Below are 18,800 nucleotides of genomic sequence, written 5' to 3'. Positions count from 1 at the left end.
ACTATTAATTTAAAAATAGAAAACTCATGCCTGTTATCAACCCTCCGTGTTTAAAAGAATATCCAATCTCAGGAACAGCAGCTATCTTTCTATACAATTTTATAGGATAATTTATTGATGCTGAAAAATCAATTTCAGAATATCCATCCATCATCTCTCCGGGCTCATTAAGTAAATTAGAGGGGTCATTATAATTAAACCCAACAGCAATTTCAGACGGAGACTTACTGGTCATAAGAAAACTCTTTTTTGGGCCATTTCTAAAACCAATACTTAATTTAAAATTAAACTCATCATAAATGTTGTACCCTAATGAAATCCAATAAGCTCTTGTGAGCGAAGTAAAACTACCATTAAAGCCTCTCGGCTTCCAAACAGCATTGGAATCATTTTTTTGGAGATATAAATACTCATCCGTCACTTGAAAGCCAACCAAGAATTTTTTTATATAAAAATCAATCATATAATGATAAGCACCGTCATTATACAAACCATTAACTTCAGGGCCATAATATGGATACGGATATTTTAATTGGCCTTGAACTAAAAACCCTATAGCAAAGCCTCTAAAAGGACTACGATTAGAAGTTCTGTTTAAAACCACATTACTAAATTCTTTTTGAGAATAAACATGAAAAGATGTAATCAAAAGACAAAAAAATAGAACTTTTTTCATATATTTTATAAAAGTAACAAATAAAAAACATCCTAATACTTCGTCCTTAGTTTCGAGTAATTGGGACAATGATTTTAATATTATTATATGAAAAACAAATACTTGTTAGCTTTAATCTTCTCGGGTATTTTAGGTTATTTCCTATATGTATTTTTTGGAATAATTTTTATTTTTTTTGTTCCACCCTTGTTTATTTATATGATTAATAAAAACTATAAAAAATAGTAAAATACATATCAAAAAAAATATGTCTAAACTTTTAAAATAATCTTGAATTTATTTTTGAGCTATATTTGATTATGGCCGAAGAGATGATAAGAGAAAAAGATATTTATCAAGGATGCTTCTTTACAGGATGTTTTTCGTTTTTAATTGGAGGGCTGTTATTAGCCATATATGTTTTTTGGTAGTACATCCCAATATAAAACATATCTAAAATTACTTTGAATAAATTTAAAGTAATTTAAGTTTTTTCGCATTTCAAATGTACTCGTAATCAACTTTCTTCAGACTTCTTATCTTGATTTTTAGAAATTTTTGGATAATTCTCTTGCCTTTGTTTTCTACTAGAATAGAAAATATTCCACAAGGTAAGGTATATGTATAAAGAGAAAATGACACCTCCCACTATAAAAAAACTTATGCTCATGATGTTCTTCTTTGTCTAATTGCTATTGCAAACAATAAAATTGTTCCAGGCCAATGAGCTGAATATTGAGCTTCATCAGTCATGCCAGCAATACCAAATCCAATAGAATATAACATACATGCGAAAGCTAAAATTACTGGATACCATTTTGTTATAAATTGTTTCATGTTTTATATTTTTAATTATATACCTATGTGTTTTAAAATTAAATATCTTTTTGTTAAAATAATAAACTCAGTCTAAAATACACACTCTTAGGATTAGATAGTTATTAAATACCATATTTTTTCAATAATTTTAATGAAGTGAATTGTAATGTTTTTTCATGAGTAGCCTCTAAAACAATAGGAGGTGCCTTACCCACTTTTTCTGCTTCTAGCCATCGTAAAACACACAAGCACCACTTGTCTCCTGGTTTTAATCCAAAAAAATCCCATTGTGGTTGGGGCGTCATGAGATCATTTCCCATGGAAGCAGAATATTCAAGAAAATCCTGATTAACTATCGCACAGACAGTATGGGTTCCTAGATCTAGATTGTTTGTTTTGCAAGAACCATCTCTAAAATAGCCTGTTAAAGGATTCAAACAACATTCAGTTAGATTTTGACCAAGTATGTTCAGTTCCATAATTAAACAGTCAATTAAAAAGTTATGATTAAAATCACAAGATATAAAAACTATTAATTACAACTAAAAAAGGACTATTCAGTATATTTAAATTAATGAAAAACACATATCGAACTATTAATGTAAGCTCTAAGTTTTTGTTGAAAGAAAAACAAAGTAAGTTTATTGGCTATGCATTCCCGATACATGAAGTTGAATTGGTTAGAAAACATATAAATAACCTAAAAAAAACACACCATACTGCCGGGCATTTTTGTTATGCATATCAGATAGGGATTTCAAATAAAACCTGCCGATTAAATGATGATGGAGAGCCAAGAAATAGTGCTGGAACCCCTATATACGGTCAGATAATGTCATTCGACCTCACTAATATTTTAATTATTGTAGTTAGATATTTTGGAGGAACTAAATTAGGTATTGGAGGGTTGATTTCTGCATATAAAGAATGTGCTAAATTGACTATAAAGGCAAATAATATTATTACAAAAGAAATAATTATTCCAATTCAAATTAAATTTAAGTTTCCTTTAATTAATTTTGTTATGCGTACAGTTAAAAAATATGACCTTGAAATATCAAGAAGAGAAATGGACGAATATTATGTTTTTAAAGTATTTACAACCAAAAATAATAACTTAATAGTTTGTAACCATTTTAGACAAAACCCAGAAATTGAGTTTTTACAAATAGAGATTTAAATAAACATCAACTTTTGAGCAAAAAAGCAATTTTATTGATTCTTTTATTTTTTTGGGGAATTCCAAGCTCCTTTTTTAGGAGTAAATTTAGAAAAATCATTTATCAAACAAATGATTGGAAAATCAATATTAAGCCTATATTTAAAAAAGAAATTTTAGGATTATTTTTCAATCTGTACCCAGAAAACAAAGAGTATTTAAAAATTAGGAATTATTACAGAGGATATTTAACTGTTTACTTTTTTATATTTTTAATATACTATTTTACTTAATTTTAATCCTCTAGTGAAGCAAAAGACCACGAATTATTTAATTTTTGGTTAATAGTAATTAGAGGATTAATTTTGAGGAATTATATTTTATGATTTTAATATCATATCTGCAGCTTTTTCCGCAATCATTATCGATGCAGCATTTGTATTGCCAGAAACTATTGTTGGCATAATTGAGGCATCTACAACCCTGAGGCCCAACAATCCGTGAACTTTTAATTCAGCATCTACAACAGCCATTTTATCGTCACCCATTTTATTTGTCCCTACTGGATGGTATACCGTTTCTAAAGATTTTTTGATATGCTCTATAATTCCATTTTCAGATTTATCTTTAGGTAGATTATTTTCATTTCTAAACGGGCTGAATGCATTGGAGTTTAAAACATCTAGTGCTTTTTTAGTTCCGGTTACTAAGATTTTTAAATCTTCTTCATCTGAAAGAAAATTGGGTTGAATTATAGGGTCATCCATAAAATTTGCTGATTTAATATCAACGTATCCTCTACTTTTTGGTTTAAGTAGTGTAGGTACAACTGAGTATCCGTCTATCTTAGGGTATGTTTTTGGATTATAAACATCTGTTGTGTAATCACTTCCAATTTGGAGAGGAGAAAAGTGGAATTGAAGATTTGGATTAATAGAGTTGTGGACTGAAAAAAAAGCTGCAGCTTCCAATATGCTACAAGTCATTGGACCTTTTTTATTAATAAAATAGTTTAGAATGTCAAAAAATTGATTCATTGGTTTTAAATGATGATTAAAGCCTTCCTGATTCTTGGAAAGACTTGACACAAGTACTATTAAATGATCTTGTAAATTACTTCCAACACCCTTGAGATTTTTATTTACTTTAATACCACTTACTTTCAACTTTTTAGCATCTCCAATTCCAGAAAGCATAAGTATTTGAGGAGATTGAAAGGTTCCAGCGGATAGGATAACTTCTTTATGAGCAAACTCTTTTTTGAACTCCCCTTTTTTATTTAAAAACTCAACACCAATAGCCCTTTTGTCTTTTATTAATATTTTTTTAACTCTTGCCCACGTGAGAATATTTAGATTTTCTCTTTTCATTGCAGGCTTTAAAAAAGCTGATGCAGCACTATGGCGTTTCCCATCTTTTATTGTAAACTGAAGAAGACTAGCTCCATTTTGGTGTTTGCCATTATAATCATCTGTTTTTGGAATTCCTACTTCAGAACAACCATCAATAAAAGCTTGAGCATATGGAGTCTGAAAACCTTTTGCATAAGAGACATTTAATAATCCTTTTTCCCCGTGGTATTTATTATTAATATCCTCGTTATATTCTGATTTTTTAAAATAAGGAAGAACTTCATCATAGGACCATCCTTTATTTCCTAAACTTTTCCAATGATCATAGTCTGATTTATTCCCCCTTACATATGCCATTGCATTTGTAGAGCTTGAGCCGCCTAAAGTTTTGCCTCTTGGTAAATATATTTTTCTATTATTAACGAACTTTTGAGGTTCAGTCCAGAAACCCCAGTCAACATTAGATCGATGAAGATTAGCATACCCAGCAGGAATACCTATCTCAATTTTATCGTCGGGCCCCCCGGCCTCAATTAACAGAACTCGATTTTTGAAATCTTTAGAGAGTCGGTTTGCTAAAACACACCCTGCTGAACCAGCTCCAATAATTATGTAATCGTACTTAACCATTTTATTTCCTAATATGGAATTGAATATTATATGTATAAGATATAAAAATAGAAGTTTTTTTAAGCAAGTTTTACTTTTTCTATTATTAATTTCCAGTAGGGGCTAGAAGAAGAATTGCTTAAGTAAGGGTATAAAAAAAGCCTATCATAAATGATAGGCTTTTGTGTAAAGGTATGTTTATAGCAATTATGCTACTTTCACATTTATTGCGCTAGGTCCCTTTTCAGTTGACTCTAATTCGTAACTTACTTTGTCTCCTTCTGTGATGTCATCAATTAGATTGTTAGCATGCACAAAAACATCTTTATCTCCTGAATCAGGAGTGATGAATCCAAAGCCTTTATTGTTGTTAAAAAATTTTACTGTTCCGTTATTCATTATTATATTTTTAATTTGAACTGCAAATATATAAATTTTAATTTTGTTAGTGATTTATGTATAAAAAATTATAAATTGTTGACAAATAAACATTTGTTTAAAGACGATGATTTCTTTTTTTACACTCATTGATTATGCTGCTTTTTTCATCTGGATCGTAATAAGTGTCTTGGGGTCATTTTTTTTGGTAAAAAAAATCGGTCTGTTTGGCGGAGGTAATAAAAGTCAAAAAGTCCTTACAATAGGCCTTATATCAGGCCATTTATTTTATTTATTATGGAAAAATCTATGGTTATTTATCGTTAGTTTATTTCAAAATATGTAGTTTGATTAAAAGAGATATAAAATAATTTATTATTTTAAATTAAATAACAAAGTTGAAACCATCCAAGAAAATTTTTTACACAGCAATGGCTATAAACATTATTTGTCTTATTGCACTCGCAATTTATCTTTGGAATACCCCCTAATTATAATATTTTTATTTTACTTCTTTCCGTTCGATTCATCAAAAAGAAGCAAAAGCACTTTAATGATTGTTCCAAATAATATCCCTACCGAGATTTCTTTGTTGTTAGAGCCCAAAAGGTGAAATCCATATAAAATTGCACCGTCTAAGAGGAACATTACGGTCATTAATGCTAGTGTCAGTGAAGGGTCAATGATTTCTTTAATTTTCAATATTGTATAGGTACACACAGATAGCGAGACAACTATTAATATACTATTCATTAAATTTTTGAAATAATAGGATTAGATAAAAGAATTTTTTCGCGAATATAGTTCATAAAAAAATACAATCATACTGCATTTAAGCTAATGATTTAACTTAATTAATATTTGTTAAAATTTTAAAAATTATAATTTGTAAAAAAGTAAAGTTGACCAAATATTTTTATGTAAAAAACCTCCTTTTTTATTAATTGAGTTTCTTTGGAAGCCACTTAATAATCTTAATTTATTTGATAATTTTTGCTGAAAACCAAAAAACGTCCAGTTTTGATCATATTGGTATGGAAAGTTTTTTTCAATTAAGAGAAAAACTTCATTAAAAACAACTAAATGAGTCGAAGATAGTTTTGTTCTGATTGGGATCTGAAAGCCAGATCTAAAACGGATTCTTGAGCCAAAATCTTGAGGAAGATTTCCTCTTTTTTTCCATCTTTGTTCCAGACGAATCCAACCAAAATAGCTAACTTGATTAATAGGGAGCGAAAAACTAAACTGCTGCCAGATGTTGTTTTCAATTAAACGGTTATCAGGCATATTAGTTGATAAATATGACACACCTGTTGCAAAACTTGAATATTTATTGAGCTTAAAAATTATTGAAGGTCGAATTAAATATTGATCATTCTCAGTAAAAAATCTTTTTGTTCTTATATGCGTCTCTAAACGAACAGTTTTACTTGCAGTTAGGCTAAAATCAGTAAACAAAGCTTTCCAGGCGTTATCTTGACGCTCTTGAGCTTTTAGCTGGAATAAACAGCCAGCAGTAAAAAACAAATAAAAAGTTAATTTTATTTTTTTCATCTCAAAAATAAATTTCTGTTAGTTAAAATTAATATGCCTCAAAATTAAAAGAAAAAGTTATTTAGTGCTAATTAAAAATTAAATTAGATTTTTATTTAATTGAAACCCAATGAAAAAGTATCTTCTTAAAACTCTTTCAATGCAGGCAAAAAAATTAGAGATAAAGAGAAAATAAATAAATTTAAACATGAATTAAATTCAACACTTACATCTCTATTGAAATCGAAACAAAAATTTACAAATTCAAAAAAAAGGATTGGGGGATTATATTAAAAGTCATAATTATTTACTTTCGTAAACAAACAATAATTTAATTAAATCAATAGAATGAATATCTCTGCTGAAATAACTCTAATACCTCTTAAGGACGACTATATTCCTGTAATTAAGAAATTTATTAAATCTCTTAGACATTTAAACTTAAAAGTTTTGGAAAACCCATTAAGTACTCAAGTTTACGGGGAGTACGACCAGTTAATGAGTCTTTTAAATAAAGAGATTAAGGATGTTTTTGTTCAAGAAAAATCAATAATGCTATATTTAAAATTAATCAAGGGAGATAGGAGTGATTATAAGCCGGATTTTTGATTATAAAATTCGTAACTTTTATTTATGAAAAAAATTCAAAGCAAATGGGCTTTTATCCTAATATTATTTCCGCTGGGATCATTTATTTATCTGATTGACAAAAAGTTAGGGGAAGGCTTTTTAGAAGGGGCTAAGCCTTCAGATCATTTTTTTATTATTGGATTGCTAATCATTGCAGTTTCTATATTATTGGCTGTAATTTTGAATATTGATAGAGACTCTAAATAAAACTTTAACAATGGAATGGTACATTAAAAATAGACGAATAATATGGACGATAATTGGTGTTTATGTTGTTTATAGACTTCTAGTAACTATTAAGTTTTAATAAAAGGTTTAATGAAATATATTTCAAAGTATATAGGGGCTTCACTTGTTGTAATAAGTATAATATTGGCTTTATTCGACTTTTTACTGGAGAATAAAGAGATGCTTTTCATTTTAGGAATAATTCTAGTAGGCGTTTCCTATTTTTTAGATAACAATAAGAAAATATCATAGGCGAATATTGTATTTAAAATCAAGTTATTATGAAAAAAGATTTAAAATTAATTCCTGTTGAGAAAGTAGATAGAATTATTGAAATGGCTTGGGAGGATCGAACACCCTTTGATGCTATTTTGTCTCAATTTGGACTAAAAGAACAAGATGTTATTAAGTTGATGCGAAATGAGCTAAAGCCAAAGAGTTTTCGGTTGTGGCGAGAAAGAGTTCAGGGAAGGAAAACGAAGCATGTAAAAATAAGAGAATCTGAAATCGATAGGTTTAAATGTTCTCGTCAAAGATCAATTTCTAATAATAAAGTTTCAAAACGTTAAAAGATTTAATCTATATACTTAGTTTTTATAGATCCCCATTTTCTTCAGCAAGCTTTTTAACTTTTACTGAAGTCCCTAAGGATACTCCAGATAGTTCAGCTGATTTCCGAATACTTTCTCCTTTTTGTAACTCTATTAAACAATTTTTATTTTTTTCTTTATTTATAAACCCAGAATAGCTAAGTTTTGGTTTATAACCTCCGTTGGATTCATAAACCCCTTTTTGTTTAGCGAAGATTATTCCTTTTTTTTGTTTTTGGATTTTTATATTTTTTTCATGTTCATAAATTGAACTCATCATGTTGACCAAAGTAAGTATAGAATTGTTGATGCTTCCGTCGGCATTCAGTGTCTCTAAGCCTTCTTTTTCAGCCTTAATATTAATGTTAAGAATGATTAGTGTTTTTATAGTATTCAAGATATCAAGCCCATTTTTACCTAGAAAGCTTATTGTATAAACCAAAAGAGTGTCAATCTCATTAGAAGATGCAAGTTTGATTATATTTTTTCCAAGCTCTCTGTCTAAAAAAGCAATTCTATCGCTACACTTATCCACCACTTCTAAATATCTTAAACCATCAGGAGTATGTTTTATTGTTTGTCGTGAGTCGTTTGGGTCAGAAGTTTCAAGTTTAATGTATTTTGCCGCCTTCAATTTTTTCTTTAAAGATATAATAAAATATAACACTATAAAAATAGATATAATATTTTTATAGTGTTATAAATATATATTATAAATTATATCATAATAATAATAATACACTATTTTTAATATGTTATAATTTATTACATTAATTAATATGGAAAATTTCCTACCCAGTTTCCTGGAGGGCTATATCTTGCAACTACAAAAAGCTTACCCGATTTACTTTTGGCCTGAGCCATTCCAACCTCAGTTGTTGAATCCCATATCATTTGAGTATAATGACCTATCATTACATCAGCGTTTAAAGGAGATCCAATTTCTGAGTAAGTATAATCAGAGATTTCATTGTACCATAACTGTGATGCGTCTCCTCCAGGAGTAGCGCTAAAAGATTCGATTTCACCAGTACTGCAACACCAATAATATAAATTTTCTCCTTGACCAGGTCTACTAGCATTAGATGAGTGAAACATATCTTCTTTTTCAGCCATTATTTTGGCCCATTCTAAGGCATCTTCAGATAGACTATTCGACCAATTAAGATTTGGCACTCCAACATCTGACCTTGCATCATTGTGGATTTTTAAAGCTAAAGTAATGTCATCTTCAGATAAATAGGAACCATCAATACTAATTGAGTCTTTTGAGCAGTTAACATTAAAAATAAGGATGAGTAAAAAAAGCATAGTATTAATTTTCATATTGTTTATTTTTAGAAAGAAGGACACTAATCAAAACTATAATAATAAAACTGCTTCCCCAAAAATAAAACACCTCTAAACTTGAACCATAAAAGTACATAGCCAAAACATCTTCAACAAAAAGGCCATCGGTAGTTTTGTAATAAAAAATAGGGGAAGAAATTATAAAAATAAAGGATATAATTCGTGTAATAATTTTATTTTTAGTGGTCAAATATCCAAAAAATACTTTTTTCATTTTATAATTTTAATCAAAAAAATCAATGACTTTATCAACCCACATGGAATACATTAATGGACTTGGATGGAGTTTGTCACCAGTTAATAAATCGTCAATCTCATTAACTTTTCTTGAGATATCTGTAATATCATAATATTGAATTCCTTTAGAAGAACTCATTTCATAAACTAATTTATTATAGGCATCAATCTCCTCACTTACATTACTTCTTTTTTTAATTACCCCAAATGGAGTAATTCCCCAATCTGGAATTGACAAAACAAATACTTTTTCGTTATTGCCACTCGCAAAGTTGATTGCCTTATCCATTAAAATATTTAATTCTTTTTGAAAAAGTAATATGTCTAAATTTTTATACTGATTATTAACTCCTATCAAAAGAGAAACAAAGTCATAATTTTTCGAAATATTTATTTTGCTGATTGTATCTAATAATTCAGCCGAAGTAAATCCTGTTTTAGCTACTATTTCAAGATCTACCTGAGAATTGTATTTCTTCCCAATCCTTAATGCCAGTTGATTTGGCCATCTTTCACCTATTTCAACCCCCTCACCAATTGTATAGCTATCTCCTAGAGCAAGGTATTTTATTTTATTAGAATTTTCAGAGCAACCTGTATTTACCAATAATAAAAATAAAATCAATAATGAATTACAATAATAATTTTTTATCATAAAATTGATGAACGTATTTGATCAATTTTTTCTTTTAATATATAATCAAGCTCAGTTACTTTGTTTTCAGTATGTGTCCACAACTCAATAACAACAGAGTTATACGTGTTAATAATTGTTGGGTGATGATTTAATGACTCAGCTTCAGCACCTATTTTATTTATAAAAATTAAAGATTCATTAAAATCTTTAAACTTAAATTCTTTTAAAAGCTTATTGTCTTTTATTATCCAATTTTTCATAATTTTTATATCATTTAACACCTGTTATAATAAGAGTTCCATTCCAACCCTCTTTTTCACCAACCCTCCATGAAATTACATCTTTGAAGCCTGTTTCATTAAAAAATTTCACCCACTCGTTTTCTTTTAATAGTTTCATGATTGAAACTCCTGTATCCTCTGGCCATGTATGTGAAACAGTGTTTTCAAAATAGAAGTCTATCCCAATTATTAATCTCCCATTATTTTTTAGCCAATTAGAATAAATATAGCGGATTAATTTATCAGGTCTTTCGAAATAATAAAAAACTTCCATTGCATGAACTATATCAACTTTATTTTTTGGCATCCAACTATTTAAGTCTTCACATACATAATCATTAAAAGCATCTAATTTTTTTGCTTTAGTTATCATTTTTAAAGACCCATCGATTCCTGTTGCAGATATACATTTAGAATTTTTAGAAATTTTTCGTACCACCCAGCCATTTCCACATCCAGCATCAATAAAACTGAAGTTTTTTTGATTTTTGGTGGCATAATCAAGCATATTATCTACAGACTTACTGTGTCCGGTTTCCATTCCTAAATCTTTACCACTTTCGACCCAATTACTAAAAACTTCTATTGGAGTTTTTTTCATATAAATATTTTTTTAAATGTATATAATTAATTCAGATTTTTATAATTTTAGATTAAATGATAAAACATTAAAAATGGTAAAATTTAGTGATCTATTAAGCAAACAATACGATGAATTTTTTTTTTCGTCGACAGATAAATTTTCACAGCTTTTAAGGGATAAAGGAATACTTGTTTTCAAAGATTTTATATCTAAAAAAATTCTTAAAGAAATGGTTGTTGAGGCTAATTCATTAAAGTCAGACGCATATAATAGTAGCTCAGAGTACAATGTTTATGTTAAACCCACAGACTTATCGTATGAAGTTAATAGTGCTAGAAATAGAATAATGAGGACTACTAAAAAGTGCGTAGCAAATGATTTAATTTCAGATAAATCCTATTTAATGCAGATATATAATTCTTCTAAAATTCAAAAGTTTTTTTCTTCTTTACTGGGAGTTTCAAATCTTTACCCTTATGGCGATGACTTATCAAGTGTTAACATTAACTACTACGAGTCTGGAGATGCACTTGACTGGCACTTCGATAATTCTGACTTCACCATTACTTTACTAATTAAAAACTGTGAAAAAGGAGGCAATTACCAATATTTTACTGATATGCGTTACAGTGACGACGGATCAGAAAACTATCAACTAGTTGAAGATATTCTTGACAATAAAATTGAGCCAAATGTTCAGCCAGCTTTCGAGGGTGATCTAATGATTTTTAAGGGAAACAAGTCACTACATAGGGTGACCCAGGTTGTTGAAGGTGAAAGAATACTAGTCACATTTAATTATAATAATATTGAGGGTGTCCCACTTTCAGAGCAGTCTAGAAAAACTTTTTTTGGAAGAACAGCTTAAAGTTTTGAAGGAGATTTAATTGCAAAAAAAAACAATTTATTACTATAACGTATTGATTTTTAATACTTAAAAGCTATTATTCATTTAAAATTTGTAATTTTGAATTTAATAAAAAAACTTAAAATGAAAAAAATATTTAGTTTAGTCACATTAACATTGATTTTAATATCGTGTAACTCTAGTGTAGATACAAAAGTTAAAATGGATGTTTCTTCTACTGATGATAAGGCAATTTTTGAAAACCAAATTGAAACGTTTAGTGCTTATAGGAAAGCTTTTAAGGAAGAAAATATTGAAGATTTAATGGCTACAATGGCAGATTCTTTAAAATGGAGTCCTCCAGCATATAATGGAAATCAAATTCTTGGATATGATGATGCAAAATCACAATTTCAACTTTATTTTGATCAATTTGATAATATAATTTTTTCAGAAGGTGAAGGGTTAGTAAATTCAAACGCACCAGCATTTTGGGCAGGTTCAGCATTTTCATCAGGAGATGGAGATCAAGGAGCGTCTTCTAGTCCATATGGAATGAGAGTTTACGGAACTTGGTCAGGGACTCATACGGAGTCAGGAGCTAAGGTTTATAATAAGTACTACGGAGTTTTAAACTTTAATTCAGACGGAAAGATTGCTGAGTTATCTGACTGGATGGATGTTAATGGAATGCAAGTTCAGATTCAAAAATATTTAGCTGATAAATAGTAGCTAATAATTTTAAAATTAAAAAACCAAGCCTACTGAGGCTTGGTTTTTTTTTGGTTAGACTTTAATGAATTCAACTTTTAAATCTTGGTCAGTCAAATTTGACTTAGAATTTTTAGTAACGGAAAATACTTGTAGCCCCGACAGGAATCGAACCTGTATCTAAAGTTTAGGAAACTTTTATTCTATCCTTTGAACTACGGGGCTTAATTTTTTTATTATAAACCCATCAAAAGTAATTATTAGATTTTGAATGAACCTGTTTGAAAAATAACATTTTAAATTTTTCCAATCATTCAAATCATGTAAGCCTAACAAAAACTATTGAAACTATTAAACCGAAAATTGTCCAGACTTTTATTCTAGGATATAGTAAAACAAGGGATGTCTTAAGTTTTTTTCAGAATATCAAACCCAGAGAATTTAACAAATCATGGCTTTTTATTTAATAATATTAAGCAACAGCATTTCTAGGAGCCCAGTGAGAACAGGACATTTTGGGAGCAGCTTTCTTAGGGTTAGCACATGTTGGGGATTCGTAACGTGCACATGTAACGCAACTAGCGTCATTTTTTATAGATATTTTCATAGAAAAACTATTACATGTATATGTTGGATTTACAGAGACTGAATGTATTTGACAAACATTATCTGATTGAATACTATCACAATTTGAGCAACTATTACCGATTCTTATAGACATAACTTTAAGTTTAATTTATATAAATGTAAAATGCATTGCGGTTAGAACCAATATAAATAAATATATATCAGTATTTTATATTTAGATTAGTTAAAAACAAGACAGATTTTAACATATTTTTAATTTTTTTTTAATTTTTTTTTAATTTTTCTTATCTATTTTAGCAATGCAATCAACTAAGAACCTACAAATGAATAATATTAAAGCTCAAACAAAAAAATCACAATCCCAAATTTCTTCCGCAGAAGCATTAAACTTTTTAAAAAAAGGAAATGAGAGATTTTTAAATAAAAACTTCGTAGAAAGAGATTATAAATCTCAAATTTCTGACACATCAAATGGACAGTATCCATTTTCAATTGTTTTAAGTTGTATTGATTCTAGAGTACCAGTTGAAACAATTTTTGATCAAGGAATTGGAGATATTTTTAGCGCGCGTGTTGCCGGTAATGTTATAAGCAAAGATGTTTTAGGTAGCATTGAATATGCATGTAAGTATGCAGGAGTAAAATTAATAGTTATTCTCGGTCATACATCTTGTGGTGCAGTTAAAGGAGCATGTGATGGATTGGAAGATGGAAATTTAACGCACCTTTTACAAAAAATAAAACCAGCCATTGACAAAACAAAGACAGATCAATCGGAAATGAGGAATTCCAGCAATATTCATTTTGTTAATTCTGTCGCTAATAATAATTTAAATAATTCAATTAACGATATTAAATCACACAGCAGTATATTGAAAGAAATGATTGATTCTGATAAGGTTTCGATATGTTCAGCCATGTATGATGTAGAAACTGGGATTGTAAATTTTAAAAATTAAATAATGAATAAATTAAATTTTTCTAATATTAAGGGAGATATCTTTGGTGGGCTTACTGCAGGAATAGTTGCCTTACCACTTGCTTTAGCTTTTGGAGTTAGTTCTGGATTAGGACCTAGTGCTGGATTATATGGGGCTATCTTTGTAAGTTTTTTTGCTGCTTTATTCGGCGGAACTGAAACACAAATCTCTGGCCCTACAGCTCCCATGACAGCGGTAAGTATGGTTGTAATTGGGGGTATTGTAGCCTTAAACGATGGAGATGTGTCTAAAGCTTTGCCGTCGATTTTAACAGTTTTTTTATTATCTGGACTTATACAAATTTGCCTGGGTGTTGTGGGGTTTGGTAAGTATATCAAATACATACCATATCCAGTAGTTTCAGGATTTATGACGGCAATAGGAGTCATAATTCTTCTTACACAAATAGCACCTGCAATTGGATATTATCCAACCGAAGACAAAGAATTTGTTGAAAGCTTCAAGCCAAGAGCAGAAGAGTTAATATTAGACAATATATTACATGAAGAAATGCAAGAAGGAATTCTTGTTTTAGAAGAAATTACAGAAACAATCAAAAGAGCGCAAAATATTCCTGAAGAAGATATATTAAAAGAGTCAAAAGCTCTTGCGGGAGCAGAAGCCTCAGGTGTAATTGGATCTATCAGGTTTTTATCTAATTCACTTACAAACATTAATATTTTAGAACTTTTACTTGCCCTAGGTACCATAATAATTATTTATGGCTTCAAAAGAATAACGACTGCTATTCCCAGCACTCTTGTAGCCCTTCTTGTAATGTCGGGAATTGCGATTGTATTTAAACTAGACTATAGAACAATTGAAACAATACCTAGCGGACTGCCATTACCTAACTTTAAAATATTTTATGGATTTAACTTGAGCAGTATTACTCCATACTTTTTTACTGCACTTACTCTTGCTTTGTTGGGAGCAATTGATTCACTTCTAACATCGGTAGTAGCTGATAATATGACAAAGACAAAACACAAACCGAATAAGGAACTTATTGGTCAGGGAATAGGTAACTCTATTGGTGCTCTTTTTGGTGGAATCCCAGGAGCAGGAGCAACTATAAGAACGGTTGTAAATATAAATGCAGGGGGTAAAACAAGAATTTCAGGGATGATTGCTGGAATTGTATTGCTTATTATCTTATTAGCCCTAGGACCTATTGCTTCTTTAATACCAGCTGCAGTTTTAGCTGGAATTTTGATTACGGTTGGAATTGGTGTGATGGACTATAAAGGGTTAAAAGCAATTCCATACATGCCTAGAGCTGAAGTTGCAATAATGTTGATTGTATTGGTATTATCATCTGTATGGAACCTTGTATATGCTGTTGGTATAGGTCTTATAATTGCATCTTTGATGTTTATGAAAAAAATTGGAGACTTAACCGCTCAGAGATCATCAATTATTCCTCTTGAAGAAATTCCTTGGGACGATGAAAAAAATGTTCCTAAAAATGTATTTATAAAACATATTGAAGGACCTTTGTTTTTTGGATCTACTTCGGATTTTCAACAATTAGCTAAGCAAATACCTGAAAACGCTACAACTGTCATTATTCGTCTTAACAAAATGCCATACATTGATCAGTCAGGATTATATGCAATGGAGGATGTTTTAGTTGATTTGATTAACTCTGGCAAGAAAGTATTACTTGTAAATATAGTTGAACAACCCAAGTATATGATGGAGAGAATAGATATAATACCTGACTTGATACCTGCTGAACAAGTTTTTTCAAATTTTGACGAAAGCCTTGTCTGGCTAAAAGACAATGTTGTTTAATCAATGGACATTTATAAAATAATTAAGAACAGAAGGTCAATAATGCCAAATCTGTATAATGAATCTCCAATAAATGAAAAGGAGTTAAATAAAATTTTAGAAGCTGCCAATTGGGCTCCCACTCACAGAAAAACAGAGCCCTGGAGATTTAAGGTTTTTAAAAAGAACTCTAAACAAAAGTTAGGTGATTTTTTAGCTGGTAAATATCAAGAAACAACTCAAACTTTTTCTAAGTTTAGGTATGAAAAAATTAAAGAAAAAATTAATAAATCCTCTGTTGTAATAGCTATTTGTATGCAGAGAGATCCAAAGGAATCCATCCCAGAGTGGGAAGAATTGGCCTCTGTATCAATGGCAGTCCAAAACTTGTGGCTTATGTCAAGTAGTATAGGTATTGGTTCGTATTGGAGCTCCCCTTCGTTAATGAATTATTTAGGAGAGCATATTACTCTAAAGGAAGGTGAAAAATGTCTTGGATTTTTTTACATGGGAAAATACTCAGTTGAAATAGAACCTAGAACGCCTGGTAATTTTGAAGATAAAATCGAAAGGTTTAATTAATTTTTTTAATAATTTTAGAAAATTCTAATATAACCTGATCAACATTTTGTTTATTAAAACATAGGGGAGGTTTGGTTTTGATTACATTGTTAAACTCTCCATCTGTTCCGACAAGAATAAATTTATCTCTTAAACCATTTTTAATTTTTTGAGCGAGAATAGGATTAGGGTTGCCAGATTTAGTGATTATCTCAATACCTAAAAAAAGACCTTTACCTCTGACCTCTCCTATAAAATAACTATCCTTTTTTAAACTTTTCAACTTCTTCATGTAATATTCTCCTATTTCTTTTGCTTCTGACTGCAAATCTTCTTCTTCTATAATTTCTAAAACAGTATTAGCTATTTCACAAGAAACAGGGTTTCCTCCAAAGGAGCTAAAAAACTCAACGCCCTCTCCAAAAGAATCACTTATTTTTTTTGATGTTATTACAGCACCCATTGGATGACCGTTTGCCATAGGCTTTCCAATGATAACCATATCAGGAACAACATCCTGATCTTCAAAAGCCCAAAAATGATTTCCACTTCTACCAAACCCAGTCTGAACTTCATCTGCAATGCAAACACCACCCTGATCTCGTATTTTGGAGTAAACATTTTTTAAAAAATTTTTTGGAAGGGGAACTTGTCCAGCACACCCTAAAATTGTTTCACTTATAAAAAGAGCTACGTTATTCCTATTGTTATTTAGTTGGTTATCGAATCCATGAATTATTTGATCAACTGACTTTATCTTGTTTTTATAATCCGGAAGAGGTATTTTTAAAATATGTTCCTGTTGCCCAATACCCTTGGAATTATTAAACTTATAATCACTTATTTCAATCCCAATTTGAGTATGTCCATGATATCCTTGCTCAACCACCATTAGCTTATTTTTTTTAGTATACCATTTGGCAATTCTGATTGCTAAATCAGAAGCCTCACTTCCAGAATTTACTAAGAAAATTTTATTCAGACTTTTTGGAAATTTAGCGAGTAATTTTTCTGAATAATCATAAAGAGAATCATACAAATATCTGGTATTTGTATTTAATTTTGACATTTGATCTTGACCTACTTTAATTGTTTTTGGATGACAATGTCCAACATGAGGAATATTGTTATAAGCATCTAAAAATGTATTCCCTTGTTCATCATACATGTATTGAAATGCAGCCTTTTTAAACAAAATAGGAGTTTTATAGCTAAGCGATATACTAGTGCTGAAAATTTCTTTTCTTCTTGATATCAAAGAAGCTTTTTCAGTTGGTATCAATTTCTTATAACCACAGGCTTTTCTAAAAAAATTTTCTGCACGAAATGGACTAATTTTAATCCACTCTCTCAACATCTTTAATATTTTTGACTCACTATGTATTGCATACTTGTTTTCAGGATTTGTATTTTTAGCTTTCGCAGAATTACAAGCACTAACACATAGTCTCAAAGCAACTTTATAATAAAGAATCTTAATTTCAATTTCTTCTAATGGGATTATAGAATTGTACGATGCTACTAGTTTTTCTGCCCAGAATAAGTAATCTGACTCTTTATAGGAATTATAAACAATTGCTATTGCTAATTCATTTATTAAATCAGAATATGAAATATCTCCAAAATCAATTATACCAGTAACTAAATTATTTTCAACAAGTAAATTCCATTCATTTGCATCATTATGAATTATTGATTTTCTTAATTTTTGTTCATGTGGTATGACCTCAAACTCATATTGCTGAAAAAAATAGTGAACCAAGTTTCTGTCTGAATATTTTTCAATTAGGTAAATGGACTCCTTGCACATTGTGAAGGAATTTAAATTCCACACGGACTCTTTACTTTTAATTACAGAATTATCCCATGACTGAAGTTTTAAATTTAATTTGGCTAATAAAATACCGAGTGAATTTGTAATTTCAGTTGAAGACTTAATTTCTCCTATAAAAACCCCTTCTATATAAGACAAAAGTCGAATCAAAATTTCTTGCCCTTTGTAAGTTATTTTTTTTACATATTCGCCATCTAAAAACTCTATTGGCATTGGCGAATTAAATATTTTATTATTATCTAAAAACTTTAAAGCTTCGGTTTCAGCCTTTAAAAAAGGCAAAAGCTCTAGGGTATTATATGTTTTGAATAGATACTTATTATCGTTTGTTTTCACCAAATAATTTATGCTGTCATATCCATTTAATTTCTCAACTTTAAGAGGGATTATGCCGAAATGAGATTCTAATAAATCATTCATGTTTTAAATATACTAAATACAAAAAACCCCGCCAATAGGCAG

General features: G+C 29.6%; 23 protein-coding genes and 1 tRNA gene. 9 read left to right on the top strand and 15 right to left on the bottom strand.

Annotated elements, in window-relative coordinates:
• Positions 1-4 precede the first annotated feature (4 nt).
• The 3 genes from AC3ATN_RS06720 to AC3ATN_RS06710 form a co-directional block, all read right to left on the bottom strand.
• Positions 5-676 (bottom strand): hypothetical protein, encoded by a 672-nt coding sequence (locus AC3ATN_RS06720; RefSeq protein WP_487532500.1) that lies wholly within the window; start codon positions 674-676, stop codon positions 5-7.
• 645 nt (positions 677-1,321) lie between these two features.
• The gene (locus tag AC3ATN_RS06715; RefSeq protein WP_487532499.1) at positions 1,322-1,492 is read right to left on the bottom strand and encodes a hypothetical protein; all 171 of its coding nucleotides are present in this window, start codon (positions 1,490-1,492) and stop codon (positions 1,322-1,324) included.
• A gap of 104 nt (positions 1,493-1,596) precedes the next feature.
• On the bottom strand, positions 1,597-1,953 hold the full coding sequence (locus AC3ATN_RS06710) for a DUF2237 family protein (protein WP_487532498.1): 357 nt from the start codon (positions 1,951-1,953) through the stop codon (positions 1,597-1,599).
• A gap of 95 nt (positions 1,954-2,048) precedes the next feature.
• On the opposite strand from AC3ATN_RS06710, the gene AC3ATN_RS06705 reads away from it, so the two are divergent.
• Entirely contained in the window at positions 2,049-2,654 is a 606-nt protein-coding gene (locus AC3ATN_RS06705) for an IMPACT family protein (RefSeq protein WP_487532497.1), read from the top strand.
• 359 nt (positions 2,655-3,013) lie between these two features.
• On the opposite strand, the gene AC3ATN_RS06700 is transcribed toward AC3ATN_RS06705, so the two are convergent.
• The 3 genes from AC3ATN_RS06700 to AC3ATN_RS06690 all read right to left on the bottom strand — a co-directional run bounded on the left by AC3ATN_RS06700 (position 3,014) and on the right by AC3ATN_RS06690 (position 6,526).
• Positions 3,014-4,615 (bottom strand): GMC family oxidoreductase, encoded by a 1,602-nt coding sequence (locus AC3ATN_RS06700; protein WP_487532496.1) that lies wholly within the window; start codon positions 4,613-4,615, stop codon positions 3,014-3,016.
• Between the two features lie 186 nt (positions 4,616-4,801).
• Complete coding sequence (locus AC3ATN_RS06695; protein ID WP_487532495.1) at positions 4,802-4,993, bottom strand: cold-shock protein; 192 nt, start codon at positions 4,991-4,993, stop codon at positions 4,802-4,804.
• An 858-nt stretch (positions 4,994-5,851) separates the two neighbouring features.
• Complete coding sequence (locus AC3ATN_RS06690; RefSeq protein WP_487532494.1) at positions 5,852-6,526, bottom strand: DUF2490 domain-containing protein; 675 nt, start codon at positions 6,524-6,526, stop codon at positions 5,852-5,854.
• 327 nt (positions 6,527-6,853) lie between these two features.
• On the opposite strand from AC3ATN_RS06690, the gene AC3ATN_RS06685 reads away from it, so the two are divergent.
• From AC3ATN_RS06685 to AC3ATN_RS06675, 3 genes are all read left to right on the top strand, one after another.
• Complete coding sequence (locus AC3ATN_RS06685) at positions 6,854-7,114, top strand: YkoF family thiamine/hydroxymethylpyrimidine-binding protein (protein ID WP_487532493.1); 261 nt, start codon at positions 6,854-6,856, stop codon at positions 7,112-7,114.
• 24 nt (positions 7,115-7,138) lie between these two features.
• Positions 7,139-7,342 carry a hypothetical protein gene (locus AC3ATN_RS06680; protein WP_487532492.1) on the top strand — a complete coding sequence of 68 codons (204 nt, stop codon included), beginning with the start codon at positions 7,139-7,141 and terminating at the stop codon, positions 7,340-7,342.
• A gap of 302 nt (positions 7,343-7,644) precedes the next feature.
• Positions 7,645-7,932: a TIGR03643 family protein gene (locus AC3ATN_RS06675; RefSeq protein WP_487532491.1), complete on the top strand. Its 288-nt coding sequence runs from the start codon at positions 7,645-7,647 to the stop codon at positions 7,930-7,932.
• 25 nt (positions 7,933-7,957) lie between these two features.
• Here AC3ATN_RS06675 and AC3ATN_RS06670 read toward each other — a convergent pair whose 3' ends face one another.
• The 6 genes from AC3ATN_RS06670 to AC3ATN_RS06645 form a co-directional block, all read right to left on the bottom strand.
• Positions 7,958-8,587, bottom strand: coding sequence for a recombinase family protein (locus AC3ATN_RS06670; protein ID WP_487532490.1), 630 nt, complete (start codon positions 8,585-8,587; stop codon positions 7,958-7,960).
• A gap of 140 nt (positions 8,588-8,727) precedes the next feature.
• Positions 8,728-9,279, bottom strand: a complete 552-nt coding sequence (locus AC3ATN_RS06665) for a CAP family protein (protein ID WP_487532489.1) — start codon at positions 9,277-9,279, stop codon at positions 8,728-8,730.
• Positions 9,269-9,517 carry a hypothetical protein gene (locus AC3ATN_RS06660; RefSeq protein ID WP_487532488.1) on the bottom strand — a complete coding sequence of 83 codons (249 nt, stop codon included), beginning with the start codon at positions 9,515-9,517 and terminating at the stop codon, positions 9,269-9,271. Before AC3ATN_RS06660 ends, AC3ATN_RS06665 begins: the two co-directional genes overlap by 11 nt.
• Positions 9,518-9,526: 9 nt before the next feature.
• Entirely contained in the window at positions 9,527-10,195 is a 669-nt protein-coding gene (locus AC3ATN_RS06655; protein ID WP_487532487.1) for an SGNH/GDSL hydrolase family protein, read from the bottom strand.
• Entirely contained in the window at positions 10,192-10,437 is a 246-nt protein-coding gene (locus tag AC3ATN_RS06650) for a 4a-hydroxytetrahydrobiopterin dehydratase (RefSeq protein ID WP_487532486.1), read from the bottom strand. Before AC3ATN_RS06650 ends, AC3ATN_RS06655 begins: the two co-directional genes overlap by 4 nt.
• A 10-nt stretch (positions 10,438-10,447) precedes the next feature.
• Positions 10,448-11,059, bottom strand: coding sequence for a class I SAM-dependent methyltransferase (locus tag AC3ATN_RS06645; RefSeq protein WP_487532485.1), 612 nt, complete (start codon positions 11,057-11,059; stop codon positions 10,448-10,450).
• A 73-nt stretch (positions 11,060-11,132) separates the two neighbouring features.
• Here AC3ATN_RS06645 and AC3ATN_RS06640 point away from each other — a divergent pair, with 73 nt between their 5' ends.
• Both AC3ATN_RS06640 and AC3ATN_RS06635 read left to right on the top strand, forming a co-directional pair.
• Complete coding sequence (locus tag AC3ATN_RS06640; RefSeq protein ID WP_487532484.1) at positions 11,133-11,909, top strand: 2OG-Fe(II) oxygenase; 777 nt, start codon at positions 11,133-11,135, stop codon at positions 11,907-11,909.
• 123 nt (positions 11,910-12,032) lie between these two features.
• Complete coding sequence (locus AC3ATN_RS06635) at positions 12,033-12,617, top strand: nuclear transport factor 2 family protein (RefSeq protein ID WP_487532483.1); 585 nt, start codon at positions 12,033-12,035, stop codon at positions 12,615-12,617.
• A 135-nt stretch (positions 12,618-12,752) separates the two neighbouring features.
• On the opposite strand, the gene AC3ATN_RS06630 is transcribed toward AC3ATN_RS06635, so the two are convergent.
• Positions 12,753-12,824 (bottom strand) — tRNA-Arg (locus AC3ATN_RS06630).
• A gap of 247 nt (positions 12,825-13,071) precedes the next feature.
• Positions 13,072-13,320, bottom strand: coding sequence for a hypothetical protein (locus tag AC3ATN_RS06625; RefSeq protein ID WP_487532482.1), 249 nt, complete (start codon positions 13,318-13,320; stop codon positions 13,072-13,074).
• Between the two features lie 190 nt (positions 13,321-13,510).
• Here AC3ATN_RS06625 and AC3ATN_RS06620 point away from each other — a divergent pair, with 190 nt between their 5' ends.
• The 3 genes from AC3ATN_RS06620 to AC3ATN_RS06610 are packed head-to-tail and all read left to right on the top strand — an operon-like array spanning position 13,511 to position 16,525.
• The gene (locus AC3ATN_RS06620; RefSeq protein WP_487532481.1) at positions 13,511-14,146 is read left to right on the top strand and encodes a carbonic anhydrase family protein; all 636 of its coding nucleotides are present in this window, start codon (positions 13,511-13,513) and stop codon (positions 14,144-14,146) included.
• A 3-nt stretch (positions 14,147-14,149) separates the two neighbouring features.
• Complete coding sequence (locus AC3ATN_RS06615) at positions 14,150-15,964, top strand: SulP family inorganic anion transporter (RefSeq protein ID WP_487532480.1); 1,815 nt, start codon at positions 14,150-14,152, stop codon at positions 15,962-15,964.
• 3 nt (positions 15,965-15,967) lie between these two features.
• Positions 15,968-16,525, top strand: coding sequence for a nitroreductase family protein (locus AC3ATN_RS06610; protein ID WP_487532479.1), 558 nt, complete (start codon positions 15,968-15,970; stop codon positions 16,523-16,525).
• Here the strand turns inward: AC3ATN_RS06610 and AC3ATN_RS06605 are convergent.
• On the bottom strand, positions 16,518-18,758 hold the full coding sequence (locus AC3ATN_RS06605) for an aminotransferase class III-fold pyridoxal phosphate-dependent enzyme (protein WP_487532478.1): 2,241 nt from the start codon (positions 18,756-18,758) through the stop codon (positions 16,518-16,520). The two genes, AC3ATN_RS06610 and AC3ATN_RS06605, sit on opposite strands and share 8 nt — an antisense overlap.
• Between the last annotated feature and the right edge of the window lie 42 nt (positions 18,759-18,800).

It is taken from the genome of Candidatus Marivariicella sp. (genome assembly GCF_983056325.1).
This window is presented reverse-complemented; position numbering and strand designations above follow the sequence as displayed.

Bases quoted from the DNA above. Each gene is read 5' to 3' on its own strand.
- AC3ATN_RS06720 (WP_487532500.1), bottom strand. From the start codon at position 676: ATGAAAAAAGTTCTATTTTTTTGTCTTTTGATTACATCTTTTCATGTT.
- AC3ATN_RS06715 (WP_487532499.1), bottom strand. From the start codon at position 1,492: ATGAAACAATTTATAACAAAATGGTATCCAGTAATTTTAGCTTTCGCA.
- AC3ATN_RS06710 (WP_487532498.1), bottom strand. From the start codon at position 1,953: ATGGAACTGAACATACTTGGTCAAAATCTAACTGAATGTTGTTTGAAT.
- AC3ATN_RS06705 (WP_487532497.1), top strand. From the start codon at position 2,049: ATGAAAAACACATATCGAACTATTAATGTAAGCTCTAAGTTTTTGTTG.
- AC3ATN_RS06700 (WP_487532496.1), bottom strand. From the start codon at position 4,615: ATGGTTAAGTACGATTACATAATTATTGGAGCTGGTTCAGCAGGGTGT.
- AC3ATN_RS06695 (WP_487532495.1), bottom strand. From the start codon at position 4,993: ATGAATAACGGAACAGTAAAATTTTTTAACAACAATAAAGGCTTTGGA.
- AC3ATN_RS06690 (WP_487532494.1), bottom strand. From the start codon at position 6,526: ATGAAAAAAATAAAATTAACTTTTTATTTGTTTTTTACTGCTGGCTGT.
- AC3ATN_RS06685 (WP_487532493.1), top strand. From the start codon at position 6,854: ATGAATATCTCTGCTGAAATAACTCTAATACCTCTTAAGGACGACTAT.
- AC3ATN_RS06680 (WP_487532492.1), top strand. From the start codon at position 7,139: ATGAAAAAAATTCAAAGCAAATGGGCTTTTATCCTAATATTATTTCCG.
- AC3ATN_RS06675 (WP_487532491.1), top strand. From the start codon at position 7,645: ATGAAAAAAGATTTAAAATTAATTCCTGTTGAGAAAGTAGATAGAATT.
- AC3ATN_RS06665 (WP_487532489.1), bottom strand. From the start codon at position 9,279: ATGAAAATTAATACTATGCTTTTTTTACTCATCCTTATTTTTAATGTT.
- AC3ATN_RS06660 (WP_487532488.1), bottom strand. From the start codon at position 9,517: ATGAAAAAAGTATTTTTTGGATATTTGACCACTAAAAATAAAATTATT.
- AC3ATN_RS06655 (WP_487532487.1), bottom strand. From the start codon at position 10,195: ATGATAAAAAATTATTATTGTAATTCATTATTGATTTTATTTTTATTA.
- AC3ATN_RS06650 (WP_487532486.1), bottom strand. From the start codon at position 10,437: ATGAAAAATTGGATAATAAAAGACAATAAGCTTTTAAAAGAATTTAAG.
- AC3ATN_RS06645 (WP_487532485.1), bottom strand. From the start codon at position 11,059: ATGAAAAAAACTCCAATAGAAGTTTTTAGTAATTGGGTCGAAAGTGGT.
- AC3ATN_RS06640 (WP_487532484.1), top strand. From the start codon at position 11,133: ATGGTAAAATTTAGTGATCTATTAAGCAAACAATACGATGAATTTTTT.
- AC3ATN_RS06635 (WP_487532483.1), top strand. From the start codon at position 12,033: ATGAAAAAAATATTTAGTTTAGTCACATTAACATTGATTTTAATATCG.
- AC3ATN_RS06625 (WP_487532482.1), bottom strand. From the start codon at position 13,320: ATGTCTATAAGAATCGGTAATAGTTGCTCAAATTGTGATAGTATTCAA.
- AC3ATN_RS06620 (WP_487532481.1), top strand. From the start codon at position 13,511: ATGAATAATATTAAAGCTCAAACAAAAAAATCACAATCCCAAATTTCT.
- AC3ATN_RS06615 (WP_487532480.1), top strand. From the start codon at position 14,150: ATGAATAAATTAAATTTTTCTAATATTAAGGGAGATATCTTTGGTGGG.
- AC3ATN_RS06610 (WP_487532479.1), top strand. From the start codon at position 15,968: ATGGACATTTATAAAATAATTAAGAACAGAAGGTCAATAATGCCAAAT.
- AC3ATN_RS06605 (WP_487532478.1), bottom strand. From the start codon at position 18,758: ATGAATGATTTATTAGAATCTCATTTCGGCATAATCCCTCTTAAAGTT.